Origin of the sequence: Brevibacillus sp. JB24b (assembly GCF_051713385.1) — a bacterium.
Classification (GTDB): domain Bacteria; phylum Bacillota; class Bacilli; order Brevibacillales; family Brevibacillaceae; genus Brevibacillus_B; species Brevibacillus_B laterosporus.
In genome coordinates this window covers 1757712-1771020 of record NZ_JBNVQV010000001.1, presented here as the reverse complement: position 1 = coordinate 1771020, position 13309 = coordinate 1757712, and the positions used below count along the sequence as shown (strand labels likewise).

The window sequence follows — 13309 nt, the reverse complement described above, 5'->3', positions numbered from 1 at the left end:
TTTGTAAAACAACAGCGAAGAAAAATAGAGGAGAGCTGACAGCAACCAACAAATCTTTTGGTGGCATTTGGTTACAATAGGTAACGTACCTTACGAAGGGATGGTGTCTCAGTGTATGAAACTACGTTCACTAGCGAGCCGATTCTTGCTGCTCCTCCTCCTATTCTCGCTTTCCTCTTCTCAAGCGCATGCTGCCCAAGAAGGTCCATGGACTACTGCTTTCACTCAACACATTCAGACATGGATGAAAAAATTAGAAGAAAAGGATAGTCAGTTTAAAACGTGGCAACATGCTAGCATCGAAATCCAAACATTAGGCCCTGGTTCACATGAATGGCTAGTCACTATGAAAGAAAACAAAAAACCCCTTGGCTATATGATCGTCGCTGAGTCACAGAAGACAGCAAATCAAGCAACTCCTGAATTTGTACTAATGGAATACGGACTCGGTGAATACACATTATTTGATGAAAAGTTAGCACCGAGAGATGCGGGTGCTGAATTATATTATGATGGATTTACTTCGTTTTGGCGAATACCTATAGCAGATACGCATGAATACATCGATGCCAAATCTGGTGAAAAGTTCCCTGCTCGACTTAAGCCCGATCCCTCTGTTATGCATCGTATAGCTAGTCAGAAATTAGTGGATAAAGAGGCTCAACTAACCTTGAGTCGGACGTTACTATCTACGGAGGCTGACCCTTTTTCCCGCATTGATTGGTTAACTGCCAAAGTTAATCGTTCCACTACTCAGACTCAGGAGCTTACCTACTTACTTACTCAAAAAACAAAAGAGCCGATTGTTATTACTGCTGATTTGTTCGAAAAAGAAGTGATGGCTCCCTTTACCATTGGAACCGTTCATGTATGGGATAATGAACCCTACATAGGTGTCTGGGACTCGGGATTACGTTTCTTACCCTACTCATATATCGAACAAGTGGGCAGTATCGTACACCCCTCATAAATCAATGTAAAATAGCAAAACGGTGGTTCTCCCTTTGACTTGGGAGAATACCACCGTTTTGACCTTTATTCAGCGAAAACCACCATCAGCAGGGGAGCACCGCTCATTTACCTGATGAAAAATTTCATCAAGTGTCATACCCTCTGCATTGATTACAGGTGCTCCTGCAATGCTTTTAGACTGATCTCCAATCAAGTTTTCATCCATACCTGTAATGACTACAGCATCTACCATCTGTTGCCAATTTCCTAATTCAACCACATCGAATCCATTACGACGCAACATCGTGCTCACATGGGATAATGTTTTTTCTACGGCTACTTTTGGCATAAGAACCCCCAGATGTTATTTTTTGAATAATAGCTTGATGGACATCGGGATGGCGCCAAACCATTTCGAAGACCAAGGTTCACGTGGCATTTCACGCTGACGCCGACGCTCTTCCTTAGGTGTCTCCAAATATTGCACAAAGCGCTTGGTCATATATTTTACATATTCTTGTGATGACATCGCGCATCCCTCCCTTGGCATTAGTTTTGCCGAAGAGGAGGAATTTAATCGTTACGCGTTCGTTATTTCATCGACAATTTCTTCTATCGTTTTCCCAGTTGTATCTACTTGAACAGGGGCAAAATCGTATGCCCCTGCACGTGCTTGTAGCAGTTCTCGCACTTTTACCTTAACATTCCCTTGGAGAAGTGGTCTATTCTGATCTTGCTCAACTCGGCGAATAATCTCCTGCTCTTCAGCGGTAAGTGCTACTACGATTCCATACTGAAGCATTACCTGAACATTTTCAGGTCGCAGCACCGCTCCGCCACCCGTAATTATCACTCGACGATTCCCGTCAACCAATCGGCGTAGCACATCCGACTCCAACTGCCGAAACATCTCTTCGCCATCCTCAGCAAAGATTTGGGAGATTGTTTTCCCCGTTGCTTTGACAATCTCTTCATCTAAGTCACAGCGCTCATACTGTAGTTGTTGTGCTAGATGTTCACCAACTGTTGACTTACCTGTGCCCATAAATCCAATGAGAATGATGTTATTTGGTTGCATGGTGAATTTCCTTTCGTCACTATTATTGAATGGTGACCGTCCTTTTTTCCTTCTGATAGGTAACTCGGTATCCTAAGCCCTCCTCCAACAGTGCGAGAGGGAATAAGCTACGTGCGTGCCACTCTAACAAAGGAACCGGCATTTTCTGCTCGATACCATTTAACACATAACGATCTGATTTTTCGTGGAAAACAATCACGTTACGTTTTGACTCCGCTCGTATGATACGATTGGCTTGATCCGATGTTACCTTAAATCCTAGCTGTTCCAAGGTTTCTCGTAGAGGTAAATAAACCACTTGATTACGGATGCGTGCCCTTGTAGCCGGATAAAAATGATTTTGACCGATAATAATATTTACATAATACTCAGCAGCAATTGGAATAAAGCTCTCTTGATTTTGTTTGTGCACATTTGGCACAAAATACTGGGCTTCGGCTCCTAAGATTTGACCTAACGCCTGATCCAAATGCTCTGGGCCAATGACTTTATGCTGGTAATTACTTTGCACCCTTTTTAAAAAGTCAAAGAACAATTCATCCCCAAGCTGCTTTCGTAAATTATCGTATAATAAAGCTGCATTGGAGTACCAGGTCCAATCGAATTCATAGTAATCCTTAAACTGTGTCAGGTGATTGGAGAGTTTCCCATATGGATAAGCTTTTGCTAATTTATTAACATCTGCTTGATATTCAGCTAATATTTTTGCTGCGGCTTTTTCTCCAAATCGCTCCCGATAATAGAAGGTGACACTCGCCTCTACTAACCCTTCATCCATCCATCCTGTATATGGCTCGATATTTTCTACAGAATTGTACCACCACAAATGGGCTAACTCATGCGGTAACCAATGCTCGACCTGATTAGCGTTAAACATATGCTTAGCGATAATAGCCATATTAGCGTATTCCATAGCGTACACTGTTTTATTTCCTGTCTCTGCTATACCAATACGGGGATAAGGAAGCTCTCCCATTAGTTTGGTGTAGATAGGCAGAACCTGTCTCGCTATATCCTTTAATCTAGCCAAGTGGGCTGCATCCGTCGACCCAATATCCACTGTCAACTTTGGTGAAATTTTGACCGTTTCAACTTTGTATAATGGACTGCCTACCATCGTAAAATTAAGCAACTTTCTACCAGTAAAATGATAAGTAGAGCGTCCGTCCCCATTACTGGATTTCATTCCTCTCCCCCATGAAGTTACCCATTCAAATGAAGAGGGTGCCACCATAGTGACTTCATAATCAGCATAATGATAAATATAAGGGTCTCCATAACCAATGACCTGTGGCGGTTCATACCAGCGCTTTTGTTGATCCATGGCCCCAAGCATAGGATACCAATGCGTTAAGGTCCAAATTCCTTCATGCACACCAAATCGAGTTGGCTCACGTGGAACCTTTGTTTCAAAAATCACTTCTAGTTGCGTGCGCGTCTCTTTTTTAGCTGGGTTGTCCAACACAATGACAGGATCGCGACGGCTAAACGAGATATTTTTTCCTTTCCAGCGAATCGCGGAAACTTTGTTGTTGTTCCATTTATAACCGTAATAATACAGATAAAGCTTATCCGTCTGTGGATTATCAAAAGTCATGGTAACGGTCCCTGCTATTATCGCTTGATCAGGCGACAGGGTTGCTTTAATCATATATGAAGGATTAAGCTCTTTGACGACTGGCGGTAACAACTCTTCTTTACGAAATGGATCTACCGATGTTCCACCGGAATAAAATAAAGAATCTGACTGTAAAGAAGACAAAAAATCCTTGATTTCAGGCGATTTCATGTAGGCTCCTATCACTCCGAAGCAAATCAATAGGCCTACACATACTGCTAAACTTTTCTTATGTATTACTTTCATGTAGAACTCTCCCCACTACTTCCCAAGCCAAAGCTGAATAATAATTCCTCTTACTGGTACAATCGGCTAATGCAAGAAACTTCTTTACAGATTGTATCATAGTCGTTTTCTACTGTGGCACATCATTTCAAATGAAATTAAGAAGAAACGCAGAATAAACCTGTATCCTGACAGGAAATACCTGTGCGTTTCTCTGTTACTACTGCCTTTATCTTTTTCATAACTCCCTATGGTTCCCTTTCCTCTCCAGTCACTACATCAATTACACGCGTTGGGTTAGTTGGTGTAGAAATGGTTTTATTAGCAGGAGGGCTAATTCCTTTTTCAACCCATTCGACTAGTAAATCAAAACACTGATGTGCATAAGGTAGCATAGGTTGTAATTCATGCTCAGGGTCAACCTTACTCCAAACCAAACCGTCCACATGATTAGCCTGTTTTATCATGTACAACCGATGCTTCTTTGCTTGGCCTGCTTGCTGGACTAACTCTGCATAGGCTTTGGCATGCAGATCGGGGAAAATCAGAGTGTCCCAGGTTCCTGCAAGTGAAATAAGCGGTACGTGTATACGACCTGTATTTGCAATCTGCTGAACTCCTCGTTTGACGGATGCAGGTCTTTTCTTATAATCATAAGAAGCATAAATATGGTCGTATCTTCTGTCACGCAAGCCAGTTTGATCAAAGCAAAGATAATCCTGCCAAGCCAATCGATTAGGAGCAGTGGGATCAAACTTATCTCGATAAATATTCAGGCTAACAAACCAATAGATCTGATCGTAGTACGCCCATAATTTTTCAGATCCTTCCGGCATTCCAGCCGCATAGATACATTCACGTGCTTGCTGCTGTATATGCCCTGTTTCATATATGGCAGCATGCGCTTTTTGTACAACAGTGGTGAGCGAGCTAATCAAATTTGGAGCCTCTGCTTGCCACATCACCCCTTCAAGCTCTACCCCTCCATCAAATAACGCAGGTTCTCCAGTAAGTTGAGGATCGTCATGTTCTAACGCAAATCGCACTACATAGCCACCGTTAGAAATCCCTATTGCATAGGTAGGAATAAGATGATGTTCAGTAAGTAAGACATAAGCCGGATTACAAACATCCTTGGCAGAAATTAATTGATCTCGATGATGCGTTGCTAAGTATCCTTGAGCAGCCTTTGTTACCTGTCGAAAGCACTTATGCCATTTAGCCATACTGTCATCTTCTGCTACCAGTGCATTTTTCACTTTTGCCAGCGGATCATCTGGATCGTTCCATCCCTGGGTTCCTTTATCGATGGCTGCGAAAGCGTAGCCTTGGCCAAGAACATAATCACTAAATAATAAATCGGTTGATGTTTCATTACGCGTTGCTGGTATACCAGACACCACTAATTTTCCATTCCATTCGTCCGGGATACGAATAAGGAATTTGGCGTCGTCAAGCATGCCATTGATCTGCTTTCCTGTAACCTCTCCGGGCTTGTACATATGATACCAGCCCGTTCCTTGCTCAGGCTCCCCCCAAGCCAGGGGAGCTAAGCTATCATTTCCATGCACAGTAGCTGCCTCATATTGAACAGGGTTTTTTGTAGTTAGCCAATTTCCAGCTTTGCCATCAAAGGATTGCACCGTAACACTGTGAGCACATGGAATGATCGAAGAATTATGTTGTACAAAATCAATTAACTTACTTTTCAGATATATCACCTCGATTTGAGATCACTAAAATAAGAAATAATACTAAACATATCATGTATGTAGAAAGGCGACCTAAGTCGCCTTCCCATTTAACAAACGGCAATTGCTTCTAAACGAACCTCATTTTGCTTTGCCCAGCGATGTAATTCCTTTAGAACGTGCAAGGAATCAGGGCTTTCTCTATGAATACAAAGTGTATCAGCCGCTAATTCGATTACACTTCCATCTACCGTTCGTACTTGCTGTTCTTTTACAAGCTGACTTGCCTGATGCAATTGCTCCTCCTTACTAATTAAAATACTTCCTTCCAATTCTCGTGGAGCTAAGCGCCCATTAGGCAGGTATGCTCGATCCGCAAATACTTCCTCCGCCACATACAAACCATGCTCCAAACCTACCTGAACCAACGAACTCCCTGATAATGCGTACAAAATTAAATCATCTCGAATATCTGTAATAGCACGTACAACTGCTTCTGCCAATTCTGGACGCTCGGCTGCTTCATTGTATAGAGCTCCATGTAGCTTCACATGATGTAATGTGCCTCCCAGTGCTCTCGTAATTCCTTCTAAAGCAGACACCTGATATAAAATCAATTCATAAACCTCGCACATGGACAAATTCATAGAACGACGCCCAAACCCGTGAACGTCAGGATAACCGGGATGAGCACCTATTTTCACACCTTGTTTCAGTGCTGCTTCTACCGTACGGCATATCACGTGTGGGTCCCCAGAGTGAAAACCACAAGCAATATTGACCGATGTAATCCAGCGTAAAATCCCCATGTCATCATCGAGTCTGTGACGCCCAAACATCTCTCCCATATCGCAGTTAATATCTAGCTTCATCCTGTCTTTGTCCCCTCGCTCTCTCTTATTGTCCATATTATTGTAAGCGCATTCAAATCGAACTGTAATAATTTACCTTACCTTAAACCTTATTTCCTTATCATACCACGTGGCCCAATTACAAAAAAGTGAAACAAATTTCACTTTTAATTTTACGGGTTCTTTACCTTATATCATGTCAAGAAAAATAGCAAAGGGCTTCTCCCATCACACCTAATTGGTTACATGAGAAAAGCCCCTATGTGTTTTTTGTTCGAACATACAGCTTGCTAGCTTTGAACCGGTACAGACCTTACAGCCTGATGTTCCGACTTACCAATCGACGAAGTATCACAGATTAACGATTCTGCCAAAGCCATCAGCTGATTTTTCTCTAATTGATAGTCAAATTCTTTCGCCTTATCCGGCTTCGCATTGTTATACTCAGTTGGGATTTCGTGGCGATGTGAACGTTCTACCTTTAATACAAAGTGGAGCCGTTCCAATTGTGATATCACTTGCTCAATTTCGTCTGCGTCCACATACATCGCAACGTAATTGAGCCTCTTGGATACGTAATGAATGGTGCCGAATTTTCGTAAATTCTTCGCAACACGAGGATTTTTAATCCAAACAGCTACTCCCAATCTTTTCAGTCTCATCGTACCCTGAAAACTCCTTCCTCTACTAACAATCCTATGTAATCAAGCTCAGCTACGCCTTTTTAGCAAACCAAAAGGCGTAGTTTTATGAGCTCTGTCGTATTTTTAATTTAAGCGTGTTTTTTTTCTTTATTACCGCAACCGCAACTGCCACCAGTACCGCAACCGCTGGCCATTGCCTCCATAATTGGGTTATTGCTAGGTACTTTAACACTCTCTGATACTGAGTCTGCTATAACACGGCCTACTTGATACAATAACTGGTCTAAACGTGCTTCCGCCTTCTTAAAATTACGAACAGTTGGCAATGCTTCGTATGATTGCTTTAATTCCCTAATCTCAGCCATTACCTTGTGAAAATCTGGGTGATATTTGCCAAACCGTTGCACTTCCTCATAGTCTTGCCTTTTACGGTTGAAGCGCTGGATATATAATAACACTGCCTCGTCATTTTCCATAGCTTGCTTCGTTTGTAAATAATCATTCACTTCTCGTGATTCATTTATCATAATGGCCAAGTCGTCAGCCTCAAGTAGCAAGTTAGCCATATCTAATTCACTTGGTATTTCTATCATGTTTTACCTCCTTTACAGGCAAACCTACTATTATTTTAGCACGAAACCCCTTATGGGCGCACAGGAAAGATTTAAACATCACACACTTTTTGCTTAATTTTCCTATAAATACGCCGGAATAAGGATACGTAAACGCGATATCTCATCCACTTTTTCTGTCCATGATTGATCTTTTGACATCATACGTACTTGCCAGTATCCATGTTCCAATGCAACTTCCTGCACTCTGCCCGTCCATTCATCTCGTCGATGCGTTTGACATTGTACCTCCAATCGAAGCTCCTGAGCTCGTTTTAGCATAACGCGTACCGTATTTGGATGATAGCTTTGATAATGTTCCGTCCACATTTTTGGTAAGGTTGACAAGCCTGGGATAGCTTCACCAACATCAGGAAAAATATTTTCAACCTTAAAATCAAAAAAGGGTGTTATCAAGGGAAAAAAGCCTTCTCTATCCGTATTTATCTCTAATGGAATTTGATTGTTGTTCGAATGATCCTCACCTAAGTGGAAACCTATAGATTGAAAACGACGAATTTCCCCTGATTGTGGCTCATACCCACATTCCCTAAGCAAGGTAACAAATTCATCTAATTTGCTTGTAGGAATCAAAAATGCAACAGGAGAGATAACCTCCGAAATATACGGAGCAAGAATTCCTATATCACGTAATTCAGCTAACAAGGTAGAGCTTGCTGTTTTAAAACGAATCACCTGCTCAAAGGAGAGCTGTTTTGCTTCACCTGACCATTTTATTATTAATTGAGCTACAGAATCCGGCACTGGGTGTGCTGTATTCTCTTGGAGAAATTGTAGGATTTGATCCACATTTCCTCCTGTAGATAAGTAGGATTGTACGCCTCGGGAGGTAAGATTGCATGATACAAAATCTCCAGCAACATTCATTTCTCCCAAACGGCTCAGCTCCCATAGTTGAGCTAAGACCATACCTGGGGGTACCATGACTTCACCAGTCGAATCCAAATACCATTTCGGCTGATGATCTCCCTTCTCCTGATGGTACGGATTATGACGAATCCATAGGTTTTGTTGATTATCTTCCCCTAGTTGAACCATGCCCAAACCCAGCAAGGGATGTAACCAGGTCTCTTTCAATTGCTCCTGAGCCTGTTCTGGTAGTTTATAGCCTATCTGTTTAAGTTTGGAAAGAATTTCATCTACCTTGTACCACTCTTCATCAAACAATTGCAGCTCAAACAAAAATGCTTCTTGCCATGACTCCTTTGGTGCGTAGTATCGGAATAAATTTGCTTTTATCTCCTCAATTTGTTCCACATTTTTCTTATGTAACCAATCATTTAATATTGCGTAATGCAGGCAAATTCTTTTATCTTGTAGGTAGACAAGCCGCATTCGTAAAGATAGATCTAAGAGAAAAGAAACGGGCGTTTGATCATCTACCTTTACTTCAGACGGCAAAAGACTAGAAAACCAGCCCCGCATATGTTCACCTCTCAAAGAAATGCGTTCCATCCATTTGAGAACCATTCGCCGGGGTATTCCATTTTTTTGTGTTAAAGAGACCGATTGTTCTCTTAAGAACAGCAGAAAGGCAAGTATGTCCATATGGATACCTCGCCCTGCTGGAAGTGCATAGGAAAACACATGCGGGATGGCTTCCTCTTTTATTGATGGTTCTATCCTTTTTTTGTGTGTTTGATTACTAAGAGGGTATAAATTTTTTCGTAATTCAAATGGCATCATGTAGCCTATTTCGCTCCACATTTTTCGAACCGTATAAATAATACCTAGCCGACGTAGCTTGGTAAGACCCGCTGTTAACAGAATATCTTGTTGAGTAATTGTCTCAAAGTCACGCTTACGTATAAAGCCTTGTTGAGCATTTGTATAAAAAAGAGACACTGCTTGGCGCTCGTGCTCTGTTAATGCATCCCATAATGTTTGGCAGAAAGCCGAATCTTGCAGTCGGTTAATTAAAGAGTTGTCGCATTTTATGTTTAATCGGCGATTTTGTTCCTGGATAATTTCCTCAATTGTACGTTCTGACAACATATCCAGACATTTATGTATATACATGAAGCTCACCTCTATTCGTAACGGTGGATGGAGGAAATCATAGGAGGGATAGAGAATGAAACAAGTATTAGCAGGTTTATTGCTAATGGGAGGAATCCTGGTCTCCTACGTCAACATGACTCCAACTGTAACAGCTCAGGATGCCTCTTTGCATCAAAATACTCAACAGTCCAACCAAAAAGGAGTTGTATCTATGAGTGATTTTAGCACTGCTCCTACTCCCTACCCAACTTCTGTAGACCTGGCGCTTGCCAATATACAAGAGCAGGGTGGCTATCAACTGATCCATGAAAATGATCTCACCTATGTAGCCATTGCGCTTGGTGAGCGCCCTACCAGTGGCTATTCTATCAAGGTTGACAATGTCCAGCAAGAGACTGACGGAACTTATGTCATCCATGTCGTAGAGGAACGCCCTCAAAAAACAATGTTGCTTCAAGTAATTACCTATCCAACTGCGGTGATTACCTTACCTCAAGATGCACAACACGTAACCATAAACTATCTATAATAACGAACGCGCAGGGCAAAAGCAAAAAGCTGTGGATGGTCTTTAATGGACTCCACAGCTTTTTCCTATGTAAGCGGGGTCGCATTTGGACTTTCATGTTTCATCCGCTTAGTTGACTACGATTTCAAAGGTCTGTTTGACACCATATGATTCATGGTTGTTATGGGCTAATTCTACTTCTATTTTGTGCTTTCCGGGAGCTACATCTGCTAAGGTAAATTGCGGGCCAAAAATCTTGGCTATTTTTTTCCCATCCACATATAAATGGACATGCCCTTCACCAACTTTATTTTCTTTTCCCATGTTTTCCAACGAGAATTGGAATCCTTGAACAACCAATTTCAATTCAAGATCATTACCTTTTACTTGATGTTCCACGATTAGTGAAGGCTTCTTCACTTCCTCAGCAAGTACATGTGTCTGATTGCTGTGAGTTGCTTTTTTTCCTTCCAAAGAATGCAATCCCATCATGGATAGCTCCAAAATAGCTACAAACAAAATAAATAAGTAAAAACGACGTCCACGCAATTTTTGGATCATACAGGACACTCCTTACTTTTTGGTGAATATAGCCCTAGAGTGCCCTGTTTCTCCCTGTTTATGCCACAAATTCTCTACTTCGTTCATCGGGTACCAAGTACGATTTACTCTCTTGTAAGATCACTTTCTCAATAATCTCATGCTATTAAGAATGACAATCATCGCTGCTCCTGTATCACTGATGACTGCCATCCACAGTGTGAGCCAGTTTGGTATGATCAAGAGTAGTGCTATAGCTTTGATCAATAAAGAGAAATATATGTTTTGCTTGATAATCGCTAGCGCTTGTTGGCTAAGCCCAATTACATATGGTAATTTTTCTAAGTCATCAGCCATCAATACGATTCCTGCTGTTTCCATAGCAGTGTCCGTTCCTGCTCCTCCCATCGCAATACCAACATCAGCGGTAGCTAGAGCTGGAGCATCATTAATACCGTCACCTACCATTGCAATTGTACCACTTTCGCGCTTTTTAGCTACCTTTATTGCCTCAAGCTTATCTTCTGGTAACAAACCTGCTTGTACGTGTCCAATCCCTACTTTTTGAGCCATATGTTGGGCCGCTCCTGCATTATCACCCGTAAGCAACAAAGTTTTTACGCCAATGCCATGTAATTGCTGCATCACCCTTTGACTTGTTGGTCGAATGGTATCAGATATGATAAGAGCACCCCAAATCTCTTTCGTCGTACCCACTAATACGATCGTTTTACCAGCTTGTTGCTCTTCCTTAATTTGCTCATGTAAAAGTCCCAGTTCAATCTTATGTTCGGTAAACAGCTTCTCATTTCCCGCCAAATACGTGATTCCTGACAACGTAGCACTAGCACCCTTACCAACAATGGTTTGATGATTATCAGAATCCTGTGTTAGAATGCCATTTTCCTTTGCCTGTAACAAGATAGCAGTAGCAATGGGATGATGTGAAGATTGCTCGATCATGGCTGCCTTTTCAAGTATCTCTGACTCGGTGTGTTGCTGGAGAGTAAGTATTTTTTCAACATGTAGCTTTCCTGTTGTGATCGTACCTGTTTTATCAAAAGCTACTTGCTTTAAATGACCAATGATTTCCAAAGCTGCTCCACCTTTAATTAAAACACCGTGACGTGCCGCACTTCCAATAGCAGACACTACTGCAACAGGGGTGGAAATAACCAAGGCGCAAGGGCAAGCGATAACCAATAGCTCTAGGCCACGGTAAAACCAATGTTGCCACTCTCCTGTAAATAAAGGTGGCAAAATAATAACAGCAAGGGCCACTACAATTACGATTGGAGTATAAATTCTAGCAAATTTCTCTACAAATTGTTCAGTTGGTGCTTTCTTCTCCTGTGCTTCCTCCACTAAATGAATAATGCGAGCTAGTGTGGAATCAGAACCTATCTTCGTCACTTCCATCTCAACAACGGCTGTTTCATTAATGCTACCAGCGAAGAGAGTGTCACCCACACCTTTGTCAACTGGCATAGACTCCCCAGTGATTGGTGCCTGATTAAAAGTAGATATCCCTTTAACGATAAACCCATCAAGTGGAATTCCTTCACCTGCTTTAATTAATAAACGCTCTCCAACTTCCACATCTTTTACTGGGATACTAACCCATTCTTGTTCTCTGTAAACCATGGCTTCTTTTGGTGCCAAACGTAGTAAGGAGCGAATGGATTGACGAGTCTTATTGATAGATAAGGTTTGCAAAGAGTTCCCAAGTCCAAATAAGAAAACAACCGTTGCCCCTTCTAACCATTCACCGATAAAAGCTGCTCCTATTGCCGCCAAACTCATCAGCAGGTTCATATCAGCTGATTTACTTTTTAGGGCATACCATGCGGCTTTTAAGGGTTTTAAACCAGCAACTACCATCGCAATAGCATAAGCAGTATTCCCGAGCAGTTCTATCTGGTACGCTTTTAACAAAAGCCCTACCAGAATAAAAAATCCTGCTATTCCTGTACGTTGAACTGCTTCATTTTGCCACCAAGCTTCTGGTTCAATGTTAGAAAAACGGTCACTCCCATCCTGATATGTACCTTTGTAACCAGCTTCTGTAATAGCTTGTAAGACTTTTTCTACATTAGCCTTTTTTCCTAATCGCATTTTGGCTGTACTAAAGTTTACTTCTACTTCTGGCATATTCAAGGTTTTTTGCACGTGCTTCTGTAAAGTTAGAGCGCATGAGCCGCAATCCATACCCTCAATATGATATACCTGTGCAGCGGTTTTATTGGCTAATACCGTAGTCGCCAATTCGTGTTCAGCAAAACAACACCCTGCACCGTGAGAATGCCCTGTATGTTTGTGTTCGTGATGATTATGTTCGTGATGTTTGTGACTATGATCGTTGTGATGATGGTCATGATGAGAATGACCTGTGTCTCCACAATGTTCGTGCTGATGGTGATCCGTATGGGAATGATGCCCCTGTTCACCACAACATGTTTTCGTTACAATCTCGTTATCTTGATGTTCTACGTGAGAATAATTGGAGTTTTTTTCTTGACCATTATGCTTATCATTCAAATTTTTCCTCATCCCGCAGCACCTCGTTTTCC

13 protein-coding genes are annotated in these 13309 nt (G+C 41.7%); 2 read left to right on the top strand and 11 right to left on the bottom strand.

All coding sequences use genetic code 11. The features are described from left to right. The first annotated feature begins 115 nt into the window (after positions 1-115). Complete coding sequence (locus ACQV1I_RS08680) at positions 116-970, top strand: hypothetical protein (protein WP_094699180.1); 855 nt, start codon at positions 116-118, stop codon at positions 968-970. 69 nt (positions 971-1039) lie between these two features. Here ACQV1I_RS08680 and ACQV1I_RS08675 read toward each other — a convergent pair whose 3' ends face one another. The 9 genes from ACQV1I_RS08675 to ACQV1I_RS08635 all read right to left on the bottom strand — a co-directional run bounded on the left by ACQV1I_RS08675 (position 1040) and on the right by ACQV1I_RS08635 (position 9709). Continuing rightward, a complete protein-coding gene (locus ACQV1I_RS08675; protein WP_018672138.1) occupies positions 1040-1300 on the bottom strand; it encodes a YkuS family protein in 261 nt (86 codons plus the stop codon). 15 nt (positions 1301-1315) lie between these two features. Further along, positions 1316-1480, bottom strand: coding sequence for a YqzE family protein (locus tag ACQV1I_RS08670; RefSeq protein WP_018672137.1), 165 nt, complete (start codon positions 1478-1480; stop codon positions 1316-1318). A 51-nt stretch (positions 1481-1531) separates the two neighbouring features. After that, on the bottom strand, positions 1532-2029 hold the full coding sequence (locus tag ACQV1I_RS08665) for a shikimate kinase (protein WP_094699182.1): 498 nt from the start codon (positions 2027-2029) through the stop codon (positions 1532-1534). 22 nt (positions 2030-2051) lie between these two features. Next, on the bottom strand, positions 2052-3893 hold the full coding sequence (locus ACQV1I_RS08660; RefSeq protein ID WP_116334596.1) for a stalk domain-containing protein: 1842 nt from the start codon (positions 3891-3893) through the stop codon (positions 2052-2054). A gap of 227 nt (positions 3894-4120) precedes the next feature. Beyond that, positions 4121-5593, bottom strand: a complete 1473-nt coding sequence (locus ACQV1I_RS08655) for an alpha/beta hydrolase (RefSeq protein ID WP_197262241.1) — start codon at positions 5591-5593, stop codon at positions 4121-4123. An 80-nt stretch (positions 5594-5673) separates the two neighbouring features. After that, positions 5674-6435, bottom strand: a complete 762-nt coding sequence (locus ACQV1I_RS08650; RefSeq protein WP_116334595.1) for a 5-oxoprolinase subunit PxpA — start codon at positions 6433-6435, stop codon at positions 5674-5676. A 269-nt stretch (positions 6436-6704) separates the two neighbouring features. Beyond that, entirely contained in the window at positions 6705-7076 is a 372-nt protein-coding gene (locus ACQV1I_RS08645) for a YlbG family protein (RefSeq protein WP_018672132.1), read from the bottom strand. A 110-nt stretch (positions 7077-7186) separates the two neighbouring features. Further along, positions 7187-7651: a YlbF family regulator gene (locus tag ACQV1I_RS08640; RefSeq protein ID WP_094699190.1), complete on the bottom strand. Its 465-nt coding sequence runs from the start codon at positions 7649-7651 to the stop codon at positions 7187-7189. A 102-nt stretch (positions 7652-7753) separates the two neighbouring features. Then, the gene (locus tag ACQV1I_RS08635; protein ID WP_116334594.1) at positions 7754-9709 is read right to left on the bottom strand and encodes a hypothetical protein; all 1956 of its coding nucleotides are present in this window, start codon (positions 9707-9709) and stop codon (positions 7754-7756) included. Positions 9710-9764: 55 nt separating this feature from the next. Here ACQV1I_RS08635 and ACQV1I_RS08630 point away from each other — a divergent pair, with 55 nt between their 5' ends. Continuing rightward, the gene (locus ACQV1I_RS08630; protein WP_094699194.1) at positions 9765-10220 is read left to right on the top strand and encodes a protease complex subunit PrcB family protein; all 456 of its coding nucleotides are present in this window, start codon (positions 9765-9767) and stop codon (positions 10218-10220) included. Between the two features lie 108 nt (positions 10221-10328). On the opposite strand, the gene ACQV1I_RS08625 is transcribed toward ACQV1I_RS08630, so the two are convergent. Together ACQV1I_RS08625 and ACQV1I_RS08620 are read right to left on the bottom strand one after the other, a co-directional pair. Then, positions 10329-10760: a hypothetical protein gene (locus ACQV1I_RS08625; RefSeq protein ID WP_018672128.1), complete on the bottom strand. Its 432-nt coding sequence runs from the start codon at positions 10758-10760 to the stop codon at positions 10329-10331. Positions 10761-10880: 120 nt separating this feature from the next. After that, the gene (locus tag ACQV1I_RS08620) at positions 10881-13289 is read right to left on the bottom strand and encodes a heavy metal translocating P-type ATPase (protein ID WP_116334593.1); all 2409 of its coding nucleotides are present in this window, start codon (positions 13287-13289) and stop codon (positions 10881-10883) included. Between the last annotated feature and the right edge of the window lie 20 nt (positions 13290-13309).

Coding starts and splice junctions, on each gene's coding strand:
- ACQV1I_RS08680 (WP_094699180.1), top strand. CDS start 116: ATGAAACTACGTTCACTAGCGAGCCGATTCTTGCTGCTCCTCCTCCTA.
- ACQV1I_RS08675 (WP_018672138.1), bottom strand. CDS start 1,300: ATGCCAAAAGTAGCCGTAGAAAAAACATTATCCCATGTGAGCACGATG.
- ACQV1I_RS08670 (WP_018672137.1), bottom strand. CDS start 1,480: ATGTCATCACAAGAATATGTAAAATATATGACCAAGCGCTTTGTGCAA.
- ACQV1I_RS08665 (WP_094699182.1), bottom strand. CDS start 2,029: ATGCAACCAAATAACATCATTCTCATTGGATTTATGGGCACAGGTAAG.
- ACQV1I_RS08660 (WP_116334596.1), bottom strand. CDS start 3,893: ATGAAAGTAATACATAAGAAAAGTTTAGCAGTATGTGTAGGCCTATTG.
- ACQV1I_RS08650 (WP_116334595.1), bottom strand. CDS start 6,435: ATGAAGCTAGATATTAACTGCGATATGGGAGAGATGTTTGGGCGTCAC.
- ACQV1I_RS08645 (WP_018672132.1), bottom strand. CDS start 7,076: ATGAGACTGAAAAGATTGGGAGTAGCTGTTTGGATTAAAAATCCTCGT.
- ACQV1I_RS08640 (WP_094699190.1), bottom strand. CDS start 7,651: ATGATAGAAATACCAAGTGAATTAGATATGGCTAACTTGCTACTTGAG.
- ACQV1I_RS08635 (WP_116334594.1), bottom strand. CDS start 9,709: ATGTATATACATAAATGTCTGGATATGTTGTCAGAACGTACAATTGAG.
- ACQV1I_RS08630 (WP_094699194.1), top strand. CDS start 9,765: ATGAAACAAGTATTAGCAGGTTTATTGCTAATGGGAGGAATCCTGGTC.
- ACQV1I_RS08625 (WP_018672128.1), bottom strand. CDS start 10,760: ATGATCCAAAAATTGCGTGGACGTCGTTTTTACTTATTTATTTTGTTT.
- ACQV1I_RS08620 (WP_116334593.1), bottom strand. CDS start 13,289: ATGAGGAAAAATTTGAATGATAAGCATAATGGTCAAGAAAAAAACTCC.